Raw genomic sequence first — 25592 nt, forward strand, 5'->3', positions numbered from 1 at the left:
CGCATCTTAACATTCACTATGGTTGTCGAACAACGAACAGGAGGTTCATCATGCCAAATCCGAAAAAGGCGATTCGGACCGTATTTCCGCTGTTGATCGTGACCTTGCTTATGCTGCTGGCGGGCTGCGGGGAGCAGGTCATTGTGATGGACCCGAAAGGGCCTATCGGTCAAGGTCAAAAAGATTTGATCCTTATCTCATCGCTGCTCTGTGCGGCCATTCTCGTTCCTGTGCTGCTGCTGACCGCATACATCGTCTGGAAGTATCGCGACAAGCCGGGCAACAAAGCTTCCTACAAGCCGAATTGGTCCCATAGCACCTGGATGGAAACCGTCTGGTGGGGCATTCCGATCCTGGTCATCATCACGCTGGGGATTATAACGGTTAAGTATACGTATGCGCTTGAGCCGTCGAAGCCGATCGAATCCGAGAAAAAGCCCCTTACGGTTCAGGTGACGTCGCTCGATTGGAAATGGCTGTTCATGTATCCGGAGCAGGGGATTGCCACCGTCAACTATTTGCAAATTCCGGAAGACGTGCCGATCAAGTTTGAGCTGACTTCGGATGCGCCGATGAACTCCTTCTGGATTCCGCAGCTGGGCGGGCAGATGTATACGATGTCGGGCATGGCGATGACCTTGTATCTGCAGGCTGACCATCCGGGCAAATATTACGGCTCCGGCGCGAACTTCAGCGGCGAGCATTTTGCCGACATGACCTTCGATGTGGATGCCGTTACGGACGAGCAGTTTCAGAAGTGGGTAAGCGAAGTCAAGCGGTCCACGCCTGCGCTGAGCAAGGCCGGATATGAGCATCTGGCGACGCCGGGCAAAGCGACCCCTCAATTTTTCTCCGCTTTCCCGGAAGGGCTCTTCAACCAGATTGTCAATAAATACGCTGTGGGCGGCGGACACGGCGGACACGGCAAAGCCGATCAGACGCCTCAGCCTTCGCAGGCCACGACGACCTCGGGCACTAAACAATAGAAAGGAAGTCCGCACATGCTGGATAAGATCAAACAGTTCGCGTCCGAATTTTTCGTGACCGGCGATCCACTGATACTCGGAGCCCAGGTCAGCATCGCTATCGCCATGGTGGCGATCGTATTCGTGCTCACCTACTTCCAGAAGTGGAGCTGGCTTTGGCGTGAATGGCTGACAACCGTCGATCATAAAAAAATCGGCATCATGTACATCATCTGCTCCATTCTCATGCTGTTCCGCGGCGGCGTGGACGCGCTCTTGATGCGCTTGCAGCTGGCGCTGCCGAATACCGAATTTTTGCATGCCGATCACTACAACCAGATTTTTACGACGCATGGCGTCATTATGATTTTGTTCATGGCGATGCCGCTGATGTTCGGCTTGTTCAACATCGTGGTGCCGCTGCAGCTCGGAGCGCGCGACGTGGCGTATCCGTTCCTGAACTCGCTGAGCTTCTGGATGTTTTTCTTCGGAGCGATGCTGTTCAACGTATCCTTCGTTATCGGCGGCTCGCCGGATGCAGGCTGGCTGGCATATCCGCCGCTGTCTGAAGTATCCCACAGCCCGGGAGTCGGGCAGAACTTTTATATCTGGGGTATTCAGATCTCCGGGATCGGAAGCTTGGCGACGGGGATTAACTTTATCGTGACGATATTGAAAATGCGCGCGCCCGGCATGACCTTGATGAAAATGCCGATGTTCACCTGGTCCGTGTTTTCGAGCTGCATCATCATCATCTTCGCTTTCCCGATCTTGACGGTGACGCTGGCTCTGCTGTTCCTGGACCGGTTTCTGGGCGCCCACTTCTTTACGCTCGACGGCGGGGGTAACCCGATGATGTATATCAACCTCATCTGGATGTGGGGACATCCCGAGGTGTATATCGTTATTCTCCCGGCCTTCGGGATCTTCTCGGAGATTGTATCCGTGTTTTCGAAGAAAAAGCTGTTCGGCTATAAATCGATGGTTTTCGCCATGCTGATTATCAGCGTCCTGTCCTTCTTCACCTGGGCGCATCACTTCTTCACGATGGGATCGGGGGCCGACGTCAACGCCTTCTTTGCCTTAACCACGATGGCGATAGCCATACCCACCGGGGTTAAAGTATTTAACTGGCTGTTCACGATGTTCAGGGGACGGATACGCTTTACGACCCCGATGATGTGGACGATCGCATTTATTCCGTGCTTTGTGGTCGGGGGGATGACCGGGGTGCTGCTGTCCGTGGCGCCGGCCGACTTCCAATTCCATAACAGCTACTTCCTGATCGCGCATTTCCACCAGGTATTGATCGGCGGCGTGGCGTTCGGCTACTTCGCGGGCTTGTACTACTGGTGGCCGAAGATGTTCGGCTTCAAGCTCAATGAGCATCTGGGCAAATGGGCGTTCTGGACCTGGAACATCGGGTTCTACGTATGCTTTATGCCGCAGTACATCCTTGGACTGATGGGGATGACGCGCCGGATGTACACGTATGACTTCGACATGGGCTGGGGACCGCTTAACCTCGTATCGACGGTCGGCGGCTTCATGATGGGGATCGGCTTCATCTTCCAGGTGTGGCAGATTGCTTACAGCATTAAAAATCACGAGCGGGATACGACGGGCGACGCCTGGGACGGACGGACGCTGGAATGGTCGATTCCATCGCCGGCTCCGTTGTACAACTTCGCCGTGCAGCCTGAAGTCAAGGAAACGGATGACTGGTGGGAACGCAAGGAGCGGCTTGGCGGCGGCGAGCAGGCGATAGCCAAGCTGTACGCCGAGCGGGATAAGGCTAAGCTGGAGCCGATTCATATGCCGCGCAATTCGGCTATCCCTTTCGTTATGTCGTTCTTGTGGTTCTTCGTCGGCTTCGGCTTCGTCTGGGGCTGGATGTGGATGGCGATCCCGGCGCTGGCCGGCGTAGCGATCTGCATGATCGTTCGTTCCTTTACCTATAATACCGACTACTATATTCCGGTCGATGAGATCAAGCGGACGGAAGCAAGCTTACGGGAGGTGAGAGTCTAATGGCACAAACGGTATCTCACGGCCATGGCTCGCACGGACATGCGGCTCACGGTCATGACGACCATCATGAGCATGAGCATGAATCGCTTAAAACATTCGGCTTCTGGCTGTTTCTAATCACGGACTGCATCTTGTTCGCCACGCTGTTCGCGACCTATGTCGTGCTGCGGGGCAATACGAACGGCGGGCCGACGCCGGAAGAGCTGTTCCAGATGCCGGGCATTATCGCCGAGACCTTCATCTTGCTGACGAGCAGCTTCACGAGCGGCTTGGCCGTCCTGGCGATGAACGCAGGCAAGAAAAAGGCGCTTATTGGCTGGCTCGGCGTAACTGCCGCGCTTGGCGCCGCCTTTATCGCCCTGGAGCTGGCCGAGTTTATTCATATGGTGGGTGAAGGAGCGACGATCAGCACAAGCGCGTTTCTGTCGGGCTTCTTTACCTTGGTCGGCACGCACGGACTTCACGTCTCGCTTGGGCTCGTCTGGATGCTTGGGCTGATGCTGCAGCTGCGCAAGCGGGGAATTACGCCGGTCACCAAGCGCAAGGTCGAGGTTCTCAGCTTGTATTGGCACTTTCTGGACGTGGTGTGGATTTTCGTATTCACGGTTGTCTACCTGATGGGGGTGATGTAACATGGCAGGCTCCAAAACGGCTCAACCGGCCCGCTCCGGAGGCGGTCATCAGCAGCATGATGCCGGAGGGTCCCACGGTTCGCTGAAATCGTATGTGATCGGCTTCGCGCTGTCGATCATCCTGACGATCATCCCGCTCGTAATCGTGCTTGGCGGTATGGTGAATAGAACGGGCACGCTGGTCATCATTTTGCTGGCCGCTATCCTGCAGTTCGTCGTTCAGCTGCTGTTCTTCATGCATGTTAAGGAAGGCCCGAACGCGCGTTGGAACATCATGGCGCTGATCCTGGGTATGATCATTTTGCTGACGATTGTAGCGGGTTCGATCTGGATTATGACATACAATGCCGTGGCTCATTGAGCCCAGTAATCCGGTGAATAAGAGGCCGGAGAGCCGACGGGGAATTGAAACAGCGAGTGGAAACTCCTATCGGCCGCAGGTCGCGGGTTATTCACCGGACTTCCAAAGTGTATCAACGATAGGAATAGAGGTTACAGCCGATGTCGGGTTTACAAAACCGGTATCGGTTTTTTTGTTAGGGATAGCTGGAAGCCGGAGATCTTACGAGCGTGGACGATTATAACTAAACTGTACTAATAAGAAATGCAGCTAATGATCTACAATGTAAATAGCGTTTATAACTAGGAGGGAAGAAATATGCTATTGGAAAATCAATGTCTTTTTCTAATAACCGGCATTATGGCAAGCGGCAAATCGACGGTCGCACAGCTGCTTGCCGAACGTTTTGCTTCGTCGGTTCATTTGCGCGGGGATATGTTCCGGAAAATGGTCATACACAACCGCAAAGAAGTCCATCCGGATGCCCAGGAGGATCAGCTGAATCAGCTTCGGCTTCGTTACCGGTTAACCGCTCAAGCCGCAGATACGTATTACGAACACGGTTTTACCGTCATTATGCAGGATGTTGTCGTTGGTCCGCTGCTTCATGATTTTGTTGCCAACGTGCGAAGCCGGCCTCTGTATGTGGTCGTCCTGTGTCCGAATGCTGAAACAGTCGAGCAGCGCGAAGCCGAGCGACCCAAAAAAGGCTACGGCATATGGACGGTAGCGGCGTTGGATCAGGTGCTGAAGCAGGATACTCCTCGCATCGGTATGTGGCTGGACAGCTCGGCGCTGACCGCGGAGGAGACGGTGGATGAAATTTTAAAGCGTTACCGGAATGAGGCGCTTTATAATGGAGCCCGGATGGATTAGAGAATTTTATCCCTCCCCTCAATAAGAACTTCCCCCTGTACGTCCATTCGTGACATACTATAATGAAAAGAAACATCTATGTTCTGCATGTCATGTGAAAGAGGGATGCCGGTGAACCGAACAAATGCTGCCGGACTTGCAGCGCTTGCCTTGACGCTCTGTCTGCTCGCAGGCTGCAGCACGCGTTCCGAGCTGCTGAAGCCGCTTATACCCGGCTCTTCGGATAGCGGGAGGACAGAGCATGCCAGACCGTTCACGGTAACGCTGCGGCACACGCAGGTGAAGGACCAGGACCGGCTAAGGCTCCAGATTCTGGAGGAAGTGGCCGACCGGATGGAGTCGAACGTGCCCGGCTTGAAGGTGGAGCTGGAGGGAATCGAAGACAAGGTTAACCGCTTCGAGAAGCTGCCGGGTGAGATGGCCGCGGGAAACCCTCCGGAAATTTTTGATTTATTCGGCGGCTCGGACACGAGGAAATACGTGAAGGCCGGGCGGCTGCTGGATCTGACGCCGATTCTGGAGGAGCTTGGGCTGGAGGGTGCGTTCAACAGCCTGGATGAGTTTACGGTGAACGGCCATGTGTACGGTCTTCCGATAGCTTCGTTTGTTGAGGGGGTTTTTTACAATAAACGCATCTTCCGGGAGCTGGGCGTCTCCGTTCCCCAGACGTGGGAGCAGCTGCTCGATGTGGCCGCCAAGGCGAAAGCATCCGGGATCACGCCGTTCGCGCTCGCTTCCTCGGATGCCTGGGTCATCAATATGATGCTGAATACGCTGTGGGTGCGTACCGCAGGACCCGAGTCGGTCGAAGGTTTTGTTGAGGGTACGAGGAAATGGACGGATCCGGATGTGCTGGACGGCTTCCGGCGTTATGAGCTGCTGCTGAACAAAGGGTATCTGCAGGCGGACAGCCTCCGCAGCAAGTATGCGGCGCAGCATCAGAAGTTTCGTGCGGGCGAGGCGGCCATGCTGTTCGACGGCAGCTGGGCGAACGCGTCGCTGCTCGATTCGATGCAGTCGCGCATTATCGACGATATCGGCTTTTTCAACTTTCCGGCTGTCGGCGGCAAGGGGGACGGCTTGATCAACGGCAGCCATTCCAACGGCTACGGCTTTTCTTCCGGCGTGAACGATCGGGAGCGCAGAGCGGTTACCGAGTTTATCAAAATCATGTACAGCGAAGAAGCCCAGAAGCGGCAGCTGATGGAATCGGGTATTTTGCCTTCGATGAAGCTCACGAATATGACAGGGATACATCCGATCATCGGCGTGCTGCTGGAGGCGTCGAAGAACAAAACCTTCCCTGCCTTCGATTCCATCGTTCAGGCGAAGGTGCGCGAGACGCTGGAAACCGCCATGCAGGAGCTGCTCGGGGGCAAGCTGACGGCGGAGCAGGTGCTTGAGCGGGTGCAGCTGGTACAGGAAGAAGCTAACCGGGAAACGAGGAGACAGCCGTGAACCTGAGAAAAAAAGTGTTTCTGGCGTTTATGGCCTTTATCCTCGTCCCGTTTTGTGTGTTAGGCGCGATCACCTATTTGCTGTCGCAGCATATTATCGAGGAAAATTATGCCGAGCAGTCGGAGTTTACCTTGAAGGCAGTCGGCCGCAACATTACGTATGTGCTGAAGGAAGCCAATTATTTCTCGGAAGACTCGATGCTTCGCGAAGACATCCAGCGGGTGCTGCGGCAGGATCGCCTCGACCAGGTCAGCCAGGCGGAATATGAGCGGCTGCTTCAGCGGACATTCCTGAAGTTCTCTCCCGCCTATGCGATCACTTTATACAGCTTCGGGGGAAATACGTACAGCGAAGGGAAAATCGGCTACCGGCGTTATCCCTACGAATCGCTGATCGAGCATCCGGTGATGCTGGAGGTGCTGAAGCTCAACGGCATACCGCGCTGGATCGGCCCGTATGAGAATCCGGAAATTACGAACAATCCGCAGCTGTTCACTCAGATCCGCGTCATTAACGATATGTATACGCTTAATAATATAGGCGTCATGCTGCAGCAGTTTCAATTCAACGAGCTTCATGAAATATTCAACTACTTCGGGACGAACCACTCCGAGGATGTCCGGTTCATGATGGTCAACGAGAACGGGCTGATCATGATCGACAACAAGGGCAAGCTCGGCGGCCGACATATTCAGGAAGTGACGAAAGGCAAGCTGGAGCTGGCGGGCGAATACCAGAGTCTCAAAACCAAGTTCGAGGATGTGGAGAGCGTTGTCTCCGTCCATCACCTGGCGCTGGAGGGCTACGGCCGGATGAATTGGAGCGTCGTCTCCGTGACCCCATGGGCTTACTTGTCGGGGCGCTCGGAGCAGGTGATGCTGTGGATCGGCGTCATCACGGCCTTATGCGTGCTCAGCGCGCTGCTGTTCAACCTGCTGTTTGTCGGCCGGATCATCAAGTTTATCCGGTATGTGGCCGGCTCCATGAAGAAGGTCGAGATCGGCGATCTGACCGTCCGGGTGCAGACGGGAAGCAAGGACGAGACCAATGTGCTGGCCAGAGGCTTCAACAGCCTGGTCGAGCGGATCGATACGCTGCTGCTGGAGGTCAAGCTGGAGCAGCAGCGCAAGAACAAGGCGGAGCTGATGCTGATGCAGGCGCAGATCAAGCCGCATTTCCTTTTTAACACGCTGGAGTCGATCAATGCGCTCGCCGCTCAGAACGAAGGCCGGAAGGTAAGCCGGATGGTCCAGCGTCTAGGCACGCTGCTGCGGGTAAGCTTCTACCAGAAGGAAGAAATTCCTTTGTCGATGGAGATCGAGCATGTCACCAACTACCTGGAGATTCAGAAGTACCGGTTCGAAGATTTATTCGATTACGAGATCGAGGTTCCCGTTCACCTGGCTTCTACGCCTATCCTTAAGCTGACGCTGCAGCCTTTGCTGGAGAACAGTATCCAGCACGGCTTTGAGGAGTCGCACGAAGAGCACTGGGGAGCTTCCGGCAAGAAAGGCTTTCTCCGGGTCGCGGCCGAGGAGACGGAGGACGCCGTTATCGTCTGGGTGGAGGATAACGGGCCTGGCATTCCCGAGCAGGTGCTGCTGCGCTTGAACAGCGGAAAGGCTGCCATAGCACGAACGGATGCGGGAGATGCCGCTGCGGGCGAGCGGGTCGGGCTGGGCATCCCGAATGTCGCGGATCGGCTGCGCATCCATTATGGAAGCGGGTTCGGCATGATGATCTGCAGCGAGAAGGGGCAAGGCACCCGGATACGCTGCTCCATACCTAAACGAAGCTGGTGATGAGCTTGAAGATCAAAGCGATGCTGGTCGACGACGAGATTAATATCGTCCGGAATCTGGAGAAAATTATTCCCTGGGCCCAGATGGAGGTCGAGGTCGTCGGAACCGCCTCCAACGGGCTCAAGGCGCTGGAGCTGGCCGCCGAGAAGCAGCCGGATCTGATTCTATCCGATATCCGCATGCCGATGATGGACGGGATTGAGCTGCTGAAGCAGCTGCGCGCCGCGGGTTATGAGGGCGAATTTATTATGCTGACCGGGTTCCAGGAATTTGATTACGCCCGCTCCGCAATTAAATTCGGCGCCTGCGATTATCTGCTGAAGCCGATCGATTATGAAGAGCTGGAGAATGTGATCGGACGGCTGGCCGCGCAAATCCGCGAACGCAAGCAGCATCAGTTGAAGGAAACGACCAAGTGGCGGGAAATTTCCGAGCTGGCGTATGAGAAGGTGCTGCTCGATTTGCTGATGGATTACACGTCGTTCCCGCTGCATCGCCTGCTGGATGAAGAGGACCGGTCATGGCTTGACCAATATTATGCGATGCTGCTGGTCGACCTCGACGATTATTCGGAGATTGCCAAGCAGGACGAGCGCGAGCGCAAGCTGGTTCACTTCGCCGTACGCAATGTGCTGCAGGAGGCGCTGCGCTCCGAGGTGGCCGAATATGCGGTGCTCCTGACGCGGGAAGGGGAATGGTGCGTCCTGATTCCGCTTCCTTCCATGAAGAAAGGCGTAGGAGCGGGCGGTGTGCCGGCAGACCTGCTCGGGCAGTGGTCGCAGCTGGTGCAGGATGCGGTGCGGCAGTATGTGAAGCTGTCGGTCAGCGTTGGCGTATACCCGGCTATTATTCCAGTCGAGCTGCTGGCAGAAGCCTACCGCAAAACGCAGCGCGGTCTTCAGCTGGGGCTGGAGAACAAGCAGGTGATATGGATCGAGCCGAATGCTGCCTCGGAAGGCTCGGACAATTCCTATTGGAATATCGCGGACGGTCTCGTAAGCGGGCTGACGCAGGGAGATGCGAATAAGATCGAGGCCGGGCTTGAAGAGCTGAACCGCACGCTAAAGGAGCTGGCCGGGCAAGGCTCGATGCGAGTGGAGCAGATGCTGCATTTCCTGAATCTCCATCTGCTAAGGGAAATGCGGGCGATCGGTCTGCTGGACAGCGCTCAGGAGAAGCGGGTCTGGACGAAGCTGGAGAAGTCCTTCGGGGTGAAATGTCTGGTGGAGTGCGTGCATTTGCTTGTCCAGGAATGCCTGCAGACCAGCGCCGGCCGGCGCAAGACGCCGGAGCTGCTGATGGCCTCCGCGCGTGATTATATACATAAGCATCTGTCGCAGGACCTCGGCCTCGACGAGCTGGCCCAGCATCTGGGCATCAGCTGCAGTTACTTCAGCTTATTGTTCAAGCAGCAGCACCAGGAGACCTTCCTCGAATATCTGACGCGGGAGCGTATGGAGCTGGCCAAGCAGATGCTGCTGTCGAGCGATAAGAGCGTTACCCAGATCGGCAAGCTGGTCGGGTATGCGGAACGGCGGTATTTTACGAAGGTATTTCATAAATACGAAGGAATGACGCCATCGGAGTTCCGGGAACAAGCCGGAGGTTCGGTCAAAGAGACGGAGGAGCGGGAATATGGGGAACAAGCAATGGGAACTGAATGAGCTGACGCTGCGCCAAAAGATCGGGCAGCTGCTGATGTGCGGCTTTCCGGGCAAGACGCCTACCGAGGAGATCGGCAGGCTGATTACGGATGATGCGATAGGCGGCGTTATTTACTTCCGCCGCAATCTGGAGGAGCCTGCCCAAGTAGCCGCAATGTCGGAGGAGCTGCAGAAGAAGGCCGAAATCGCCGGATTGCCGCCGCTCCTGATCGCCGTCGATCAGGAAGGAGGCATGGTCACCCGGATCGAGAAGGGGGTGACGGTTATGCCCGGCAACATGGCTCTTGGCGCTGTGGGCGATTCGGACGCCGCCTATATCGCCGGCAAGGTGACGGGGACGGAGCTGCGGCAGATGGGCGTCAATATGAATTTTGCGCCGTCTCTGGACATTAACAACAATCCGGATAACCCGGTCATCGGCGTGCGCTCCTACGGCGGCACCGCGGAGCTGGTGAGCGAGCTGGGCGTGGCGGCGGTGCGGGGACTTCAGGATGCCGGCGTGGCGGCCACGGTCAAGCACTTCCCCGGCCACGGCGATACGGGAGAGGATTCCCATCACTCGCTGCCTACCGTGCCGCATGCGCGCGAGCGGCTGGATAAGCTGGAGCTGGCTCCGTTCCGCCGCGCGATCGAGCAGGGAACGGATGCGGTGATGACCGCGCATGTGCTGTTCCCGTCCGTGGAGCCCGAGCGGCTGCCGGCTACGCTGTCCTCCCGCGTCATCGAAGGACTGCTGCGGCAGGAGCTGGGCTATGACGGCGTCGTCGTCACGGATTGTCTGGAGATGAACGCCATCGCGGGGTTCTACGGAATCGGCGAGGGAGCCGTGAAAGCGGTCGAGGCGGGAGCCGACCTGGTGCTGGTCAGCCATCGCTACGAGCGCCAGCGGGAGGCGCTTGACGCGCTGGTGGCCGCAGTGGAGAGCGGGCGGATCAGCGAGGAGCGGATCGACCGGTCGGTGCAGCGGCTGCTTGCGCTGAAAAACCGCCGGGTATCGGGCGAGCAGCCGCTTGCGGAGCTGGAGGCTGCGCCGGCGCTGGAGCCGGGAGGACAGCTGGCTACGCAAACCTCGCTCAAGCTCGCCGAGCATATCAGCGAGCGCAGCATTACGCTGCTGCGCGGCGGGGAGCTGCTGCCGCTGGATAGCGGCAAGCCGGTGTTGATCATCTGGCCGGAGGTGCGCGTCAGCTCCGAGGTGGATGAGGTGCTGGCCCGTGAGCAGTCGCTGGGCTACTGGCTGTCGGCGAAGCAGTGGACCGTGCGGGAGGAGCGCATCGGCGTGAAGCCTACGTCGGAGGAAGCGATGCGGACGCTCAGCCTGGCGGCGGAGACGGAACAGGTCGTGTTCGTGAGCTATAACGCGGCGTTCATCCCGGAGCAGGCGCAGCTGATCCAGTCCTTGGCCGGACAGCCGGGCATTCGTCTGATTGTGGCCGCGGCTCGGGTGCCCTTCGACATCCGGGTGCTGCCGGATGTGCCAACCTTCCTGGCCTGCTACGAGAACACGGCGCCTGCGATGCGGGCATTGGCGATGGTGCTGGCCGGAGAGCTCGAGGCTGCAGGCCGGCTGCCTGTCCCGCTCGCCGCGGAATAGCCGGGCCGCCTATTTTGCCGGGGGGATGGGAAAGAGACCATACCCGTGTCCTGGGACGGACATATGCTAGGGTAGAGCCATCGGATACAAACAAGTGGGGTTAGCCGTTGGACAGCAGAAGGAAGGGTGTACAACGTATGGGCAAACGACAACGCGCATCCGGGGGGCATCGGGTTTCCTCCTCTGCGCCAGGACGTACGGCCGCGGGCAAGCCGGTCCGCAGGCCGCGCATAGCGAGACCTCAGCCCCGGCTGAATACGGCTGAGGTCCGGGGCTTGTATTCGCCTCTCGATGATCTAGGCCAGACGGCGGCGCTGGGCGGTGGCGCGGCGGCCGGCGGTGCGGCAGCGGGCGGCGCGGCGTCGGGAGCGGACGCCGCTGCAGGAACGCTGGGAGGCGGCGACTTCATGGCGCTGTTCAACCGCATGGGCGGACTGGACGGCATATTGTCCACGATGGGCAAGGTTCAGAAGATGGTGAGCATCTTCCGGCAGTTCGGTCCGGTGTTCAAGCTGTTCGGCGGCGGCTTCGGCCTGGGAGGTCTTGGCGGCCAGTTGAAGACGGCGTCGGTCAAGCGCCGTCCTCAACCGAGGCCAGCCGGTACCCGCGGCATGTCTGCGGCGCGTCCGGGCAGCGCAGGACGCGCCGGGCGCGCGGCGCAGCACGGACGCCCGGCGGGGCCGGGACGGCGCAGCGCGGGGCCGCGCGGGCGCCGCTGACGGGCATGGCGGCGCCCGCGCCCGCCCGGCAAGTGAATAAGCGCAGGCAAACAAGGGGCTGACACCCCGGCTGAACTGAAGTTCTGCCGGGAGCGTCAGCCCCTTGCGCTGCTTGCGAAGTTGTCTGGCCCGCAGACCGCCTCCGCGCGGTTCCCCGCTTGCCGGCACAGGCGCAGGCGGCGCACGGTCACGGTCAGCAGCAAGCGGCCGGGCCTTTTGAGGCGGCGATGGACTGCCCCCAGGAGGCGCGTAGGGCTGCTACAGCGGCACGCTGACGGGGCGCTTCTCCTTGAAGTAAACCCACTCGCGATAGCCGATGGACTTGAGTGTGGCCGCCACCTCGTCCCAGTCGTCGCCGACGCGGTCCGGCACGTGGGCATCGGAGCCGAAGGTGACCGGCACGTTGTAATGGAAGGCGCGTTCGAGCACTTCATGGATCGGATACCAGCCGCCGCAATCCTTCGTTTTCCCCGACGTATTGATCTCGATGGCAATGTTACGCTCGCCGATCACTTTCAGCGTGCGGTCGACGGCTTCCGTTTTGATATCGGAAAATGCGGGATAGTAGCCGCGCATCGCATCGATATGCCCGAGAATCTGAAACATGCCGCTGCGGGCCGACTGCTCGATGAGATCGTAGTAGATTTCCTTCTGCTCAACCTGTTGCGGCTCGTCCAAGCCTTTCCACCGCTTGCGGTTAAAAATGCTGACCCCGCCCGACAGATGCACCGAACCGATGATGTAATCGAACGGATACTGGGCGTAGACGGCCCGGTAAGTCTCAGCATGCTCAGGGAAAAAGTCGGATTCCACGCCGAGCAGCACCTCGATGCGTCCTGCATATTCGGCTTTGAGCTTTAAAACTTCATCGATGTAACGGCTGAATTCGCTCTTGGCCATCGCGATGCCGGGCTGCGCCTGATCCTCGCCGCTTGCGAAGTAAGGGGAGTGGTCGCTGATGCCGATGACCTGCAGCCCGTGGCGGATGCCGGCCTCTACATAATCGCGGATGGTGCCGATCGCATGACCGCAACGTTCATGATGCGTATGTAAGTCGAATTTCATATCGTGTTCTCACTCCGAACCTATGAATTGGATTTCCTGCATGCCCTTGAGGTCGAGCAGGAATTGATGCAGCGCCGAGCTGAGATAACGCCCCGACTTGTACACGACTCCGACAGGATGGCTGATCTCCAGCTCATTGACCTTGATCATCTTCAGGGACCCGAGCCTCAATTCTTTCTGAATCGACATCTTGGAGATGATGGCGGCTCCCAGGTTGAGCTCGACCATCCGCTTCACTTCCTCGCTGCTTGACAGCTCCATAACCGTCTGCGGAGCGATGTGAAGCAGCTTGAATACTTGGTCTACGAACCGCCGCCCCGCCGTCTCCGGGGACAGCATGATGAGGGGAAGATCATGCAGCTTCTCGATGGGCACATGAGCATATTTCGCAAGCGGATGCTCAGGGGCCACAGTCAGCTCGAAGGTGTCGTAGTACAGCACCGAGCTTTCCAGACTCGGCTGCTTCTCGAACAAATAGGTGATCCCGATGTCAATCGTTCCGTTCTCGACGCTCTGCATGATTTGCGAGCTCGACATCGAATGGATCGTCGTTTTGATCAGCGGAAACTGATTCTGAAAGTAGGACAACACGCGCGGCAAAATCTGCATGGCGATGGATGTCGTGGTGCCCAGATGGATATGGCCCTGGGGTGTTTGGCTCAAGTCGGCCAGCCTCTGCTTCAGGTCCTCGACCGTCTGCAGAATCATCTCGGCATGGTCCAGAAAAACGCGCCCGCTGTCGGTCAAGGTGACGGGCTGATTGCGGTCGATCAGCACGGTCTTGAACTCGTCCTCCAGACTTTTGATCTGGGCGGATACGGCCGGCTGGGTCAGATTGAGCAGTTCTCCGGCTTTTCGAAAGCTCATCGTTTTGGAAATGGTAATTAGCGTTTCCAACTGGTTCAGGTTCACGTCGTACCTCCTCTCCAAAGGCGTGAACGTGCACGGGCGGGCGTCTAGGTCACCTTTCATTATATGACAATGGAAAGGGAAGGGCAAACGGAGAGGGGGCTCCTATTGGACGTTAACCTCCCTCAGGTAATGGTTGCTAATTGCTCAAATTTGAGTATAATCACTTTAGAGTTAAATTATTTAATGGTAACGGGGGTTTATCGATGGAAATGAATAAAAAGTCCAACATCCCTTGGACGGTAACCGGCCTTATGCTGGCTCTGCTGCTGGCTTCGCTCGACCAGACGATCGTCTCGACAGCGATGCCGACCATTCTCGGGGAGCTTGGCGGACTGGATCAGTTCGTATGGGTGTTCTCGGCGTATCTGATCGCCAACGTCGTCGCCATGCCGATCTTCGGCAAGCTGGGCGATATGTACGGACGCAAGCTGTTTTTCCTGATCGGACTGGTCGTGTTCATGATCGGCTCCGCGCTGTGCGGAACGTCGGAGACGATGCTCCAGCTTATCATCTACCGGGCGATCCAGGGGATCGGAGGCGGGGCGATGATGCCGATCACATTTGCCATCGTGTTCGATATCTTTCCTCCGGAGAAGCGGGGCAAGATGCAAGGGCTGTTCGGAGCCGTATTCGGCATCTCCAGCGTGCTGGGCCCGCTTGCGGGAGCGTACTTTACCGACTATGTAAACTGGCAGTGGATTTTCTATATTAATCTGCCGCTCGGAATCTTCTCTCTGGTGCTGATTTCCTTATGCTATCACCCGGTTCTGCCGAAGAACCCGAATCAGAGGATCGACTGGCTCGGCACCTTGACGTTTACGGCGGCCATCATTGCGCTGATGCTCGGATTGGAGCTTGGCGGCAAGGAGGGGTATGCCTGGTCCTCGGCGACGATCATCGGCATGTTCGCGGGAGCGGCGGTGCTGCTCGTGCTGTTCTACTTCATCGAACGCCGCGCCTCGGCGCCGATCGTGCCGTTCCAGCTGTTCCGCTCCCGGCTGTTTACCGCAAGCATGGGCGTAAGCTTCTTCTACGGCACCTTGATGATAGCGGCGGCGACGTATATTCCGCTGTTCATTCAGGGCGTGTTCCAGGGCTCGGCCACAAGCGCGGGTCTCGTCCTGACCCCCATGATGCTGGGGGTTGTCGCCAGCAGCGCGCTCGGCGGGCGGTTCCTGGCTGCGGCTTCGTACCGGACCATTATGCTGTACTCGGCTGCGCTGCTGCTCGTCGCTACTGTATTGCTGGGGACTATCTCGGTTGAAACGCCGCGCCTGCTGGTCACGCTGTATATGATCATGCTCGGTCTCGGGATCGGCGCTCAGTTCCCGGTTATCTCCATCTCTTCGGTCCAAAGCGTCAGCTTCGAATACCGGGGCCTCGTGACCTCGCTCGTCTCGTTTTTCCGCTCCATCGGCTCGGCCGTCGGAGTGACCGTGCTGGGTACAGTTCAGTCGTATTCGCTGAAAAACCGGATCGCCGAGCTGCTGCCGGAGAATGCCGCCAGTCAGGCGCCGGCCTCGCCGCAGGCGCTGCTCAGCGAAGAATTCCGCCAGGCTGTGCCTAAGCCGGTGCTGGATAAGCTGATCCTCGGGCTGGCCGATTCCATCGCCTTCGTCTTCCAGGTATCGATTGTGATCGCCGTGGTGGGCTTTATCTTCGTGCTGCTGCTGGGCAAGTCCAGACTGGAGCTGCCGGCGGGGGGACAGAAGCCGGATCAGGCCGGAGACAACGAAGCGGTCTCGGCTCCACAGCATGGCCATATGTAAAGGGAACGTTCCGTTATGTCGATGAAGCTGGTCATCCTGGGACTGTTGATGGAAGAAGACTGTCATCCGTATGAGATGCGGCTGAAGATGAAGGAGCGGAACATGCTCCATTATATCAAGATGCAGGAGGGCTCCCTGTATTACGCCATCGAGACCCTGGAGAAGTCGGGAGCGGTGGAGCAGGCGGATACGGAGAAAGACAGCAGCCGGCAGGGCAGGACGGTGTACCGGATCACGAGCGCCGGGAGGCAGCTGTTTCAGGAGCTGCTGGAGGCGCAATTCACCGATACGAAGACGGTGTATCATCCGCTGTACGCGGCGCTGGTTTTTGCCCGGTACGGGGACCGGGAGCGGCTGTATGAGCTGCTGCTGAATAAGGTGGAGGAGCAGCGGCGCGCGCTGGCCATGCTTCGCGAAGTGTATGACAGCCACATCCATGAGGTTTCGCGCAGTGTTCTGCATATGATGAAGGGACGTATGGAGCACGCCGCCGTTGAGCTGCGGTGGCTGGAGAGGCTGGCTGCCGACGCGGCGGAGGACCGGCTGAAGCTGCGCGGACTGCCGATTGAGGATTAAGATGCGCTAGGCGCTATCGATCAGACGATGCACAACCAATAAGCCTTGCTCGCTCCAGGAGATGGAGCGGCAAGGCTTATTGGCGCAGACAAGCCGGGACCGGCGGGCAGCTAGCTGTAGCTGCGAATCACAAGCATGGCGTTATGGCCGCCGAAGCCGACGGAATTGGACAAGCCGACCTCCAGGGACGCGCGGCGGGCGGTATGGGGCACATAATCCAGATCGCAGTCCGGATCGGGGCTGTCCAGGTTAACCGTCGGCGGAATAAGGCCGTGGCGGATCGTCTGGAGCAGCGCGATCGCTTCCACGCCTCCGGCCGCTCCCAGCATATGGCCCAGCATCGATTTGTTCGCCGAGATCGGGATGCGGTAGGCATGGCGGCCGAGCGCCGATTTCACGGCGATGGTTTCCGCCAGGTCGCCGAGCTGGGTGCCGGTAGCATGCGCATTTATATAATCGACCGCCTCGGGAGGAAGACCGGCATCTGCGAGTGCGAGCGTGATCGCCGCGCTTGCGCTGCGGCCCTCCGGATCGGGAGCGACCATATGATGGGCGTCGGAGGTGGAGGCATAGCCGACGATCTCGCCGTAGATCCGGGCTCCCCGGGCGAGCGCGTGCTCCAGCGACTCAAGCATGAGGACGCCCGCGCCTTCGGCCATGACGAAGCCGTCCCGGCCGGCGTCGAACGGCCGGCTGGCCTGCTCGGGCTCGTCATTTCGCTGGGAGGCCGCGGCTGCGTTGCCGAAGCCGGCCAGAGCCAGCCCATGCGTAGTCGCTTCGGCTCCTCCAGCCAGCACCGCATCGGCCCCGCCCCGCTGGATCAGCTTGAACGCTTCGCCGATCGCCGTGTTGCCCGTAGCGCAGGCCGTGACCGGGGCGAGGGAGGGACCTTTGGCTCCGATCAGGATGCTGACGGTCGCCGCCGCCATATTGGCGATCATCATGGGGACTACCGTGGGACTGACCCGGCCGGGGCCGCGCTCCAGCAGCGTCTTGTAATTATCCAGCATCGTCTGCAGGCCGCCTACGCCTGTGCCGATGTAGACGCCGATCCGGAAGGCATTGTCTTCCGATACGACAAGTCCGGAGTCATCAATGGCCTGCAGAGCTGCTGTTGCGGCGAATTGGCTGAAACGGTCCATTCTCCGCGCCTCGCGCCGGCCGAATAAAGCTTCGGGGTCAAAGTCACGGACAGCGCCTGCGATTCTGATTTTATAGGGAGAGCTGTCAAACTCCTCGATCTTGCGGATACCCGACCTGCCGGCTGTGAGCGAGCTCCAAAACGTCTCCACCGTGTGGCCGAGCGGACTGATAACGCCCATGCCTGTGACGACAACTCTTGTTTTCATACTTGAGTCAGCCTCCTTGGGTTGATGATAGGATCAGGTCCTATAGGTTCATCATGTCACATGATTTATCCTATTACAAGTTGGCAGTTATCCTGGTATAATGAATAACAGAATGAGCATGATTTTTCCGGAGGAAGACAGAAGCGGAACCATGGAGGGTCGGAGCATGAATAAAGATGTGCGCCTGTCGGCGCTGGCGGAGTTTCTGGTGAGTCACCGCGCCCGTCTGCAGCCGGTGGATGTAGGGCTTCCAGCAGGGACGAGAAGGCGCACCCCGGGCCTTCGCCGAGAGGAGGTCGCCCAGCTTGCCGGGGTGAGCACGACTTGGTATACATGGCTGGAGCAGGGGAGAGAAATCACCGTGTCCCCGCAGGTGCTGGAATGCGTAGCGGCGGCGCTGCGGCTTAATGAGGACGAACGGCATTATTTATTCGCGCTGGCCTCGGAGCAGCCGAGTCAGACTGCCTCAGCGGGAGCGTCCGAGACCGGGGCCATGCCTCCGTCTCTGCATATTCTGCTGACGGAGCTGGCTTCCTGTCCGGCGATCGTCTCGGACCGCCGCTGCCAGATTGTGGGCTGGAACGATGCGGCGGCGGCCGTGTTTATGGAGTTCGATCAGGTGCCGCCGGAGGAGAGGAATTTGATCTGGCTGCTGTTCACGCGCAAGGAATTTCGCGCTCTGGCCGCCAACTGGTACGAGTTCGTATGCGGATTTCTGGCGATCTTTCGCTATTATTACGGCCGCTACGTCGGAGATCCGTGGTATGGGGAGTTTATTGCGAGGCTTAGCGAGCAGAACCCGGACTTCCTGTCGATCTGGAACCGAAACGATGTAAGTCCCGCCCCGGAGGTGTTCATCGAATTCCGACATGCGAAGGCCGGCAAGATGTTATTCGATCTGAGCTCCCTTCAGGTGCAGGGACCGACGGATTTGCGGATCAGCGTGTATACGCCTTCTCCCGGCTCGGATACGGCCGCCAAGCTGGGGCTGGCCATGAAGCGGCGTCAGAGCTGAAGGACAGCGGGCGAAGGAGCATGAGCCTGACCTTGCTACTCCGCGCTTTGGCTGACGATCTTCTCGAAGGTCGACAGGAATAGCTCCAGCTCATCCGGCTCGATATAGGACAAATATTTCTTGATAGTCTCATCCCGGACGGCGCGAATCTGCTGCAGCGTATCCATGCCTTGCTCCGTGATGGACAGCAGCACGACGCGCCGGTCATGCTCGTCATGCGTCCGCTCCACGAGCCCCTGCGCGACCAGCCTGTCTATCATCACGGTGATTGCGCTTGGCGTAACTTCCATCTGCTGAGCCAGCTTGCCGCCGGGACAAGGACCCATCGTGCGCAGTTTATAAAGCATCATCGTCTGGGGGCCCGTTAGAGCAATATGCGGAGGCAGTCCCAGCTCGGGTCCCAGCTTGCGGAACAAGGTGAAGAAAGCCTGTTCGAATCGTTCGATATAGGGTTCGCGCTTTGTCATCGTCGGTATATCCTTCCATGTAAATAATTGATCACAAAATATTTTAACTGTTTAACAAAATCGTATCATTCTGCTGCAAAAAAGTCAACGGAGCAGCGCAAAAAGCCCTTTCGTTTGACAACGAAAGAGCTTTAGCCATCCGCAGCGCGCCGCGCTCAAGCCAGCAGCTCCTGCAAATGCGCGCATATCCGGTCCGGACGAATACCGGATCGGCCAATCGCCGATTCGGCGGCCGCCGCGTCGGTCAGCAGGCCGGTTAATACAAGCGCGGTTCGCGTACCGATCGCGATCCCTCCCTGAATATCCGTCGACAAATTGTCGCCGACCGTCCATATATCCGAGGCAGGCAGCCCCAGTTTGTCTATGGCCGCCTGCATAATAATGGCGGAAGGCTTGCCGATGACGATGGGGACGACGCCCGAGGCGCGTTCGATAGAGGCTCCGAGAGAGCCCGCCCCTGGCGTCAGCTCGCCGTTCCAGGGGAGCAGATGATCCGGATTCGTAAGAACGGACACAGCCCCTCGGCGCAAGTGGGAGACCGCGGTCATCAGCTTCCCGTAGTCGAACGAGCGGTCGATGCCCTGGACGACGGCGCTCACGCTCCCCGGCTCGCCGGAAGGGCCGGCCAGCTCGAAGCCCGCCTCTTCCAGAGCGCTTCGCAGCCCGCCCTCGCCAATGCAATAGACGCGCCGGCTCGTCAGCGGAAGCTGAAGCAGATGACCGGCAGCCGCCTGGGAGGAAGTAAGCACTTCCTCCGCATAGGCTTCGATGCCTGTCGCCTCCAGATGGGAGGCGACCTCCTGCGGCGTGCGGGAGGAGTTGTTGGTTAAGAAAACGAACGGATATCCCTGCTTGCGCAGCTGCCGCACGAAGTCCGCAGCGCCGGGGATCGGCCGGTCGCCGTGATACAAAGTTCCATCCAAATCCAATAAATAGCCTGGCATTCGCTACGACTTCCTCTCCTTAGATTGCCAGTCTAAGTTTAACATAAAAGTGGATATCCCCGTCGGCCGATTCCGCCCAGATCTGTCCGTCATGCGAATCTACGATGCTCCGGGCGATAGCGAGGCCGAGACCCGAGCCGCCCGTCATCGAGCTGCGCGCGGGATCGATCCGGTAGAAGCGGTCGAACAGCTGCTCCAGCTCCTCCCGGGTCAGCGCATCGGCCTTGTTGCTGATGCGGATGATCGCATGCTGGCCGTCCTTGGCGAGACCTACGGAGATCACGCCCGGCTTCGGACTGTATTTGATCGCATTGCCCAGCAAATTATCGAAGACGCGAATCATCTTGTCCACATCCGCCTGCACGGTCAGCCTCTCCTGAGGAATACTGCGCACCAGCTTCAGATCCTGTTCCTCGCTGATGGTCACATACTCCTCCAGCAGCTGCTCCAGCAGATCGTTGATGGCTACGCCCCGCTTATGAAGCGGAACATCCTGATTGGACAGCTTGGTGTATTCGAACAGATCGTCGATCAATCCCTTCAGCTTCTCGGCTTTATTGTAAGCGATCGACACATAGGAAGCCGCCTGCTCCTTCGATTCATAGCTTTTGTCGTGGAGCAGCCGCAGATAGCCCATGATCAAGGTCAGCGGCGTTCTCAGATCATGAGAGACGTTGGTGACCAGCTCGTTCTTCAACCGCTCGGCCTTCCGCTCCTCCTCCATCTTGCGCCTTAAGTCCAGAGCCATCTGATTCATATCCCGGGCCAGCGAGCCCAGCTCATCCCGCGAACGCTCCATGACCCGGTGCTCCAGATTGCCCGTCGCCATGATGCGGAGTCCTCCTGCCAGCTCCTCCACATAGCGCATCTTTCGTTGGGTGAAGAAGTAGAAGAGGAAAATGAAGACAGCCAGCGCGCTTAGCATGGAAACGGGACTTTCGCCTTTCTCATAGCTGATCTCGGGCTCCGGAATGGCGCTTACGATCAGGTACGACTTCTGATTATTGTAGGTAACCGGGTAGAAGCTCGAAAATTCGGTTCGCGAATATCGTTCATAGCTGCTGCGCGTATCCATCGCGTTGCGGATTACGCTATGGACATCGACATACGTTTCCGGAGCGTTATCACTGCGGAAAACAACCTTGCCTTCCAGATTCGTTATCACCACTTTATATTTCTCATTGGCGGCGAGTCTCTTCACTGTATTGGTGAACATGCGCAGTCTGGACTCGTTGATTTTCTTCAAGTCTTCGGCCGAAGTGCCGGCTTTGCCAGGCCCGGCAGCTTCTGATGATGCGGCCGGAGCGTTCCCGTTCCCGGAGGACTGTCCGGTCCCGGCCGATCCGGAGGAGCCGCTTCCCGGCTGCGAGCCGTTCTGATAGGCCGGCTGCTGGCCCAGCGACGAGGAGTTGTTCGGCTGCGCCGGAATCGGTGTCTCCGGGGTTGCGGCGCCGGGCGGGACAGGCTCAGCTTGTACCGTGCCTTCCTCTGGTCGGGGGTCGAATGCCTCCGGCTCACGCTCGGAGGGCGGCTCCAGCAGATGCACAAGCTCCCTGGCCTGGCTGTCGATCCTGCGGACGCCCGAGGAGTAATCGATAACGGTTCCTTTGTTCACCTGCCCGAACAGCTCGGAGCTGATCCCGTAGAACAGTAGCGCCGCGCCGAAGCAGAGCCCGAACGTCAGCATGAGCTGCAGGCGAATGCTCTGCTCGACATGGCCGCGTATCATGCGAACCAGATCTATAAGGAAATATATCCCGGCTCTAATCAGATTAAAGGGAAACCAGGTGAACGGAAAACGCTCCAATAGCGGCTTGCGCGGTTTAGGCGGCTTTGGCATTTTTGGTTGTTTACTCAACTTTATATCCCACTCCCCATACGGTTTTGATAAATCTCGGCTTGCGCGGATTCTCCTCAATTTTCTCTCTGATTTTTCGTATATGTACCATCACTGTGTTGTCGGAATCCAGATAAGCTTCCTTCCAGACCGCTTCATAAATTTTCTGAATGCTCCAGACGGTGCCGCGATGGCGGGCGAGCAGCTCCAGAATCGCAAACTCTCGCGGAGTAAGCTTGATCTCGCGTCCCTCTACCTTCACTTCATGCGTTGCCGTGTTGATGGAGAGCTCGTCGACCTCCAGCTCATGATCCCTGTTGGCGGGTCCCGTGTTAAGGCGCGTGTAGCGGCGCAGCTGGGACTTGATGCGGGCGATCAGCTCCAGCGGATTGAAGGGCTTCGTGACGTAATCGTCGGCCCCCGTGCTGAGGCCCAGAATCTTATCCATATCCTGAGTTTTGGCCGAAAGCATAATGATCGGCATATTGTTGTCCTGCCTGATCTTCAAGCAGGCTTCGATCCCGTCCATCTTCGGCATCATGATATCGAGCACGATCAGATCGACGGACTCCTTCTCCAGGACGCTTAACGCCTCCAGGCCATTGCCGGCCCGCAGCAGGCGGTAGCCCTCGTTTTTCAAATAAATCTCAAGCAGATCCATGATCTCTTGCTCATCATCGACCAGCAAAATGGTTGGCTGTGCCATCAGAGGCTGGCCTCCTCCCGTCAGGACTGTTAGTGGGGTTGTACGGACTAGGACTTGCTGACAGACTTCAGTATAGCCGTTAAATCTTAACAAGTGCAGTGCCATTTTCTTAAGACATTCTTAAAATTAACCGCTGGAGGGACATCCCTTACAAGAAGCATCGGCGAAAATCGAGCCGGGATATTCACCCGGAGGCTTACATGCGAATACCTATATATAAGGAAAATTAATTGAATTAATAAGTTAATCGAATATAGGAGGCAACCATCCCGATGAATGGCTTCGAAATGCTTGAGCGTATGCCCGGATTAAACGGAAACGAAAGCAGAAAGGCGGCTTCTCCGCGCACCTTGCAGCGGTGGCTGCAGGAATGGCAGGTGCCGGCGGAGGCTTTGAGACGGGAAGCGCCTCTCCCCCAGGAGCTCCCTTATGGCCGAAAAGTGCTGCATCACAGCGAAGCCATGGATGTGGTGCTCGTCCATCTGCCGCCGGGCGCGCAGACCTGGATTCATGATCATGGCCGGTCCGTAGGCTGCGCTTTCGTACTGGAGGGACAATTGTCCAACTGCATCTATTCGCTCGATAGTTACGGCTTTCCCCAGCTCAAGAAAAAATCCGTCATAGATGCCCATGAATGGCTGCTCGCACCGAAGCGGCAGATTCATCAGATGCGCAACGAAGGCGAAGTGCGGACCGTCTCGCTCCATGTGTACGCTCCCGCCCTGAAAGGGACGCGAACCTTTTATGCGTATGAGGATGCGCTTGACTTCGTCATCTGAAGGAGGCGCGTGCGGCGCGACGAACAGGTCGGCTATGTCGGCAGCTCCCTGTATAAGCCAAGGGATGAACCTGCAACATCATGCGGGCATGATGCGTCAGGAGCATAGACTTGGAGAGGGGGCGCATGATGGCGGACTCAATGGATAGAGAACGGAATCGGCCGGCGACCAAAGCTGTGCGGAAAGTGAAGGCTTGCTCGGCGGCGGCTTTGACAGCGCTTATGGTTATGACGACCGCCTGCGGACAGGAGACGGCGCCGAAGGGCGGAGAAATAAGCGAGCGAACGTATGCGCCAAGCGAGCTGGAGCCGGCCGTTGTGGAGGCGGGGAACCGGTTCGGGCTGGATCTGTATCTGCAGATGATGAAGAGCGACCCGGAAAGCAATATTGTCATGTCCCCCTACAGCGTGGCCGCTGCGCTGGGGATGGTGGGTTTGGGAGCGCAGGGCTCGACCCGGGCCGAGCTGGCTCAGACGCTTCGCGCGGACCGGCTTACGCCGGAAGTTTGGAGCAAGGGACAGCAGGTGCTCAGGGACCTGCTGGAGCATGCCGGTCCGGAAGTGAGCTTGTCCGTGGCGAATTCGATATGGGCGCGCAAAGGGGCGGGCCTCAAGACGGACTATATCGAGCAGGCAAAGGCTGTATTTGCCGCAGAGGTGAAGGAGCTGGACTTCTCCCAGGAAAGCAAAGCATCGCAGACGATAAATGATTGGGTCAGCCGAAAGACCGAAGGCAAGATCGGCGGCATTATAGATGGACCGCTTTCTCCGCAAGCTGTTCTTTATGTCATTAATGCTTTATATTTTAAAGGAGAATGGCAGAACCCCTTCCCGGAAGGGCAGACGAAACCCGCGGATTTCTTCGTCACGCCGGAGCGGCCGCAGCAGGTTCAGATGATGAAGCAGCAGAGCCTCATGAGCTATGCCGAAGACCCTTCCTATCAGGCGGTGAGCTTGCCTTATGCGGGCGGAAGGCTGGCCATGACGATCGTGCTGCCCTCGGAGCATACGGATGCAGGCCGCGTAGCGGAGCAGCTGGCCGGGGACATGGCGTTCTGGAGCCGCCGGCCGGAGGCGCAGCGGGTCATACTCGAGCTGCCCCGGTTCAAGCTGGAGGGCTTCTACAAGCTGAACGATCCGCTGAAGTCGCTGGGTCTGAAGGAGGCGTTCGAAGCCGGCCGGGCGCAGTTCGCGGGGATCAGCGCTGCGCCGCTCCATATGGATCAAGTGCTGCATAAGACCTATCTGGACGTGAATGAAAAGGGGACGGAGGCGGCCGCCGTGACCGCCATCGGAATGGCCGGATCTGCTCCCGTGCAGAAGGAGCCGGTGCGGATGACGGTCAACCGGCCGTTTATCGTAGCGATCCAGAGCACGGAGACGGGCAGCCTCTTGTTTCTGGGGACGGTCCGCAAGCCGGGCTGACGCGCTCGCCGGGGCCTCCGTTCGGGAAGCGGGAAGAGAATGAGACGAAAGCGAGGAAGCGGGATGTCGGGACGATGGTTCGGTTTGCATAGCGCCGTATATTTGCTGTTTATCCGCGACGGCCGGATCTTGCTGCTCAGACGCGCCAACACCGGCTTCGAGGACGGAAAGTTCAGTCTGGTGGCCGGCAAGCTGGATGGCGGCGAGGAAGTAAGAGCGGCGGCCGTGAGAGAAGCCTATGAGGAGAGCGGGCTGCTGGTGAAGATCGAGGATCTGGAGGTCGTGCAGGTGATCCACCGCAATTCGGATTCGGGAGAATGGGTGGATTTTTTCTTGAACGTGCGCGCCTGGGAAGGGGAGCCATGCAACCGGGAGCCGGATAAATGCTCGGAGCTGGGATGGTTCCCCTTGGATGCGCTGCCCTCGGATATGATCGGTTATGTGAAGCAGACCGTGGAGAAGATTGTGCGCGGAGAAGGCTTTTACGACAGCTTCGGATTCGAAGCCCGGGCATGACCGGCTGCGGCATATACGTGGGGAAACAGGCATATTCCTGGTGAAACCTGCGGAATATTTTGGGATCAATTATGGAAATATATGGGTTAAAAGTCCGGGAAAATCGGCTTAAAACCCGGGTTTTCTTGAAATGATCCGGAAAAATCAGGAAT

Annotated in this window: 23 protein-coding genes; 16 read left to right on the forward strand and 7 right to left on the reverse strand. The window is 58.1% G+C overall.

Annotated elements, in window-relative coordinates:
* Positions 1-50: 50 nt before the first annotated feature.
* From cyoA to BLR08_RS31780, 10 genes are all read left to right on the forward strand, one after another.
* On the forward strand, positions 51-986 hold the full coding sequence (gene cyoA, locus BLR08_RS18655) for a ubiquinol oxidase subunit II (protein WP_072331476.1): 936 nt from the start codon (positions 51-53) through the stop codon (positions 984-986).
* 15 nt (positions 987-1001) lie between these two features.
* The gene (locus BLR08_RS18660) at positions 1002-2996 is read left to right on the forward strand and encodes a cbb3-type cytochrome c oxidase subunit I (RefSeq protein WP_072331479.1); all 1995 of its coding nucleotides are present in this window, start codon (positions 1002-1004) and stop codon (positions 2994-2996) included.
* A complete protein-coding gene (gene cyoC / locus BLR08_RS18665) occupies positions 2996-3628 on the forward strand; it encodes a cytochrome o ubiquinol oxidase subunit III (protein WP_072331482.1) in 633 nt (210 codons plus the stop codon). Before BLR08_RS18660 ends, cyoC begins: the two co-directional genes overlap by 1 nt.
* A gap of 1 nt (position 3629) precedes the next feature.
* A complete protein-coding gene (gene cyoD / locus BLR08_RS18670) occupies positions 3630-3989 on the forward strand; it encodes a cytochrome o ubiquinol oxidase subunit IV (RefSeq protein ID WP_072331484.1) in 360 nt (119 codons plus the stop codon).
* A gap of 297 nt (positions 3990-4286) precedes the next feature.
* Positions 4287-4844 carry an AAA family ATPase gene (locus BLR08_RS18675; protein WP_072331486.1) on the forward strand — a complete coding sequence of 186 codons (558 nt, stop codon included), beginning with the start codon at positions 4287-4289 and terminating at the stop codon, positions 4842-4844.
* Positions 4845-4955: 111 nt separating this feature from the next.
* A complete protein-coding gene (locus BLR08_RS18680; RefSeq protein ID WP_256257654.1) occupies positions 4956-6302 on the forward strand; it encodes an extracellular solute-binding protein in 1347 nt (448 codons plus the stop codon).
* The gene (locus tag BLR08_RS18685) at positions 6299-8104 is read left to right on the forward strand and encodes a sensor histidine kinase (RefSeq protein ID WP_072331490.1); all 1806 of its coding nucleotides are present in this window, start codon (positions 6299-6301) and stop codon (positions 8102-8104) included. Before BLR08_RS18680 ends, BLR08_RS18685 begins: the two co-directional genes overlap by 4 nt.
* Entirely contained in the window at positions 8104-9768 is a 1665-nt protein-coding gene (locus BLR08_RS18690; protein WP_256257655.1) for a response regulator transcription factor, read from the forward strand. The genes BLR08_RS18685 and BLR08_RS18690 overlap by 1 nt, the downstream gene beginning before the upstream one ends.
* Complete coding sequence (nagZ, locus tag BLR08_RS18695; protein WP_072331493.1) at positions 9740-11362, forward strand: beta-N-acetylhexosaminidase; 1623 nt, start codon at positions 9740-9742, stop codon at positions 11360-11362. The genes BLR08_RS18690 and nagZ overlap by 29 nt, the downstream gene beginning before the upstream one ends.
* 137 nt (positions 11363-11499) lie before the next feature.
* Complete coding sequence (locus BLR08_RS31780) at positions 11500-12081, forward strand: hypothetical protein (protein WP_072331495.1); 582 nt, start codon at positions 11500-11502, stop codon at positions 12079-12081.
* A gap of 258 nt (positions 12082-12339) precedes the next feature.
* Here BLR08_RS31780 and BLR08_RS18705 read toward each other — a convergent pair whose 3' ends face one another.
* Together BLR08_RS18705 and BLR08_RS18710 are read right to left on the reverse strand one after the other, a co-directional pair.
* Positions 12340-13146 (reverse strand): histidinol-phosphatase, encoded by an 807-nt coding sequence (locus BLR08_RS18705; RefSeq protein WP_072331497.1) that lies wholly within the window; start codon positions 13144-13146, stop codon positions 12340-12342.
* 9 nt (positions 13147-13155) lie between these two features.
* Positions 13156-14058 carry a LysR family transcriptional regulator gene (locus tag BLR08_RS18710; RefSeq protein WP_072331500.1) on the reverse strand — a complete coding sequence of 301 codons (903 nt, stop codon included), beginning with the start codon at positions 14056-14058 and terminating at the stop codon, positions 13156-13158.
* 203 nt (positions 14059-14261) lie between these two features.
* Between BLR08_RS18710 and BLR08_RS18715 the strand changes: the two genes are divergently transcribed.
* Together BLR08_RS18715 and BLR08_RS18720 are read left to right on the forward strand one after the other, a co-directional pair.
* Positions 14262-15827, forward strand: a complete 1566-nt coding sequence (locus BLR08_RS18715) for an MDR family MFS transporter (RefSeq protein ID WP_072331503.1) — start codon at positions 14262-14264, stop codon at positions 15825-15827.
* A 15-nt stretch (positions 15828-15842) separates the two neighbouring features.
* Entirely contained in the window at positions 15843-16403 is a 561-nt protein-coding gene (locus tag BLR08_RS18720; RefSeq protein WP_072331506.1) for a PadR family transcriptional regulator, read from the forward strand.
* Between the two features lie 110 nt (positions 16404-16513).
* Here BLR08_RS18720 and fabF read toward each other — a convergent pair whose 3' ends face one another.
* Positions 16514-17752, reverse strand: a complete 1239-nt coding sequence (gene fabF / locus BLR08_RS18725) for a beta-ketoacyl-ACP synthase II (RefSeq protein WP_072331508.1) — start codon at positions 17750-17752, stop codon at positions 16514-16516.
* Positions 17753-17918: 166 nt separating this feature from the next.
* On the opposite strand from fabF, the gene BLR08_RS18730 reads away from it, so the two are divergent.
* On the forward strand, positions 17919-18767 hold the full coding sequence (locus BLR08_RS18730) for a helix-turn-helix transcriptional regulator (RefSeq protein ID WP_072331511.1): 849 nt from the start codon (positions 17919-17921) through the stop codon (positions 18765-18767).
* A 35-nt stretch (positions 18768-18802) separates the two neighbouring features.
* Here the strand turns inward: BLR08_RS18730 and BLR08_RS18735 are convergent, their stop codons facing one another.
* The 4 genes from BLR08_RS18735 to BLR08_RS18750 all read right to left on the reverse strand — a co-directional run bounded on the left by BLR08_RS18735 (position 18803) and on the right by BLR08_RS18750 (position 22721).
* Positions 18803-19234, reverse strand: a complete 432-nt coding sequence (locus BLR08_RS18735) for a MarR family winged helix-turn-helix transcriptional regulator (RefSeq protein ID WP_072331514.1) — start codon at positions 19232-19234, stop codon at positions 18803-18805.
* A 155-nt stretch (positions 19235-19389) separates the two neighbouring features.
* Positions 19390-20178, reverse strand: a complete 789-nt coding sequence (locus BLR08_RS18740; protein WP_072331517.1) for an HAD-IIA family hydrolase — start codon at positions 20176-20178, stop codon at positions 19390-19392.
* 19 nt (positions 20179-20197) lie between these two features.
* Entirely contained in the window at positions 20198-22036 is a 1839-nt protein-coding gene (locus tag BLR08_RS18745; RefSeq protein WP_256257656.1) for a sensor histidine kinase, read from the reverse strand.
* Complete coding sequence (locus BLR08_RS18750) at positions 22029-22721, reverse strand: response regulator transcription factor (RefSeq protein ID WP_072331523.1); 693 nt, start codon at positions 22719-22721, stop codon at positions 22029-22031. Before BLR08_RS18750 ends, BLR08_RS18745 begins: the two co-directional genes overlap by 8 nt.
* Positions 22722-22993: 272 nt before the next feature.
* On the opposite strand from BLR08_RS18750, the gene BLR08_RS18755 reads away from it, so the two are divergent.
* The 3 genes from BLR08_RS18755 (at position 22994) to BLR08_RS18765 (ending at position 25440) form a co-directional block, all read left to right on the forward strand.
* Entirely contained in the window at positions 22994-23500 is a 507-nt protein-coding gene (locus BLR08_RS18755; RefSeq protein WP_072331525.1) for a cysteine dioxygenase, read from the forward strand.
* 125 nt (positions 23501-23625) lie between these two features.
* Positions 23626-24924: a serpin family protein gene (locus BLR08_RS18760; RefSeq protein ID WP_083537201.1), complete on the forward strand. Its 1299-nt coding sequence runs from the start codon at positions 23626-23628 to the stop codon at positions 24922-24924.
* 39 nt (positions 24925-24963) lie between these two features.
* A complete protein-coding gene (locus BLR08_RS18765; RefSeq protein ID WP_256257657.1) occupies positions 24964-25440 on the forward strand; it encodes an NUDIX hydrolase in 477 nt (158 codons plus the stop codon).
* Positions 25441-25592: the final 152 nt, after the last annotated feature.

The organism is Paenibacillus sp. cl123 (assembly GCF_900101595.1).
Taxonomy (GTDB): domain Bacteria; phylum Bacillota; class Bacilli; order Paenibacillales; family NBRC-103111; genus Paenibacillus_G.

Coding starts and splice junctions, on each gene's coding strand:
- cyoC (WP_072331482.1), top strand. CDS start 2,996: ATGGCACAAACGGTATCTCACGGCCATGGCTCGCACGGACATGCGGCT.
- BLR08_RS18735 (WP_072331514.1), bottom strand. CDS start 19,234: ATGACAAAGCGCGAACCCTATATCGAACGATTCGAACAGGCTTTCTTC.
- BLR08_RS18755 (WP_072331525.1), top strand. CDS start 22,994: ATGAATGGCTTCGAAATGCTTGAGCGTATGCCCGGATTAAACGGAAAC.
- BLR08_RS18660 (WP_072331479.1), top strand. CDS start 1,002: ATGCTGGATAAGATCAAACAGTTCGCGTCCGAATTTTTCGTGACCGGC.
- BLR08_RS18740 (WP_072331517.1), bottom strand. CDS start 20,178: ATGCCAGGCTATTTATTGGATTTGGATGGAACTTTGTATCACGGCGAC.
- fabF (WP_072331508.1), bottom strand. CDS start 17,752: ATGAAAACAAGAGTTGTCGTCACAGGCATGGGCGTTATCAGTCCGCTC.
- BLR08_RS18675 (WP_072331486.1), top strand. CDS start 4,287: ATGCTATTGGAAAATCAATGTCTTTTTCTAATAACCGGCATTATGGCA.
- BLR08_RS18730 (WP_072331511.1), top strand. CDS start 17,919: ATGAATAAAGATGTGCGCCTGTCGGCGCTGGCGGAGTTTCTGGTGAGT.
- BLR08_RS18765 (WP_256257657.1), top strand. CDS start 24,964: ATGAGACGAAAGCGAGGAAGCGGGATGTCGGGACGATGGTTCGGTTTG.
- BLR08_RS31780 (WP_072331495.1), top strand. CDS start 11,500: ATGGGCAAACGACAACGCGCATCCGGGGGGCATCGGGTTTCCTCCTCT.
- BLR08_RS18750 (WP_072331523.1), bottom strand. CDS start 22,721: ATGGCACAGCCAACCATTTTGCTGGTCGATGATGAGCAAGAGATCATG.
- BLR08_RS18760 (WP_083537201.1), top strand. CDS start 23,626: ATGATGGCGGACTCAATGGATAGAGAACGGAATCGGCCGGCGACCAAA.
- cyoD (WP_072331484.1), top strand. CDS start 3,630: ATGGCAGGCTCCAAAACGGCTCAACCGGCCCGCTCCGGAGGCGGTCAT.
- nagZ (WP_072331493.1), top strand. CDS start 9,740: ATGGGGAACAAGCAATGGGAACTGAATGAGCTGACGCTGCGCCAAAAG.
- BLR08_RS18720 (WP_072331506.1), top strand. CDS start 15,843: ATGTCGATGAAGCTGGTCATCCTGGGACTGTTGATGGAAGAAGACTGT.
- BLR08_RS18690 (WP_256257655.1), top strand. CDS start 8,104: ATGAGCTTGAAGATCAAAGCGATGCTGGTCGACGACGAGATTAATATC.
- cyoA (WP_072331476.1), top strand. CDS start 51: ATGCCAAATCCGAAAAAGGCGATTCGGACCGTATTTCCGCTGTTGATC.
- BLR08_RS18705 (WP_072331497.1), bottom strand. CDS start 13,146: ATGAAATTCGACTTACATACGCATCATGAACGTTGCGGTCATGCGATC.
- BLR08_RS18715 (WP_072331503.1), top strand. CDS start 14,262: ATGGAAATGAATAAAAAGTCCAACATCCCTTGGACGGTAACCGGCCTT.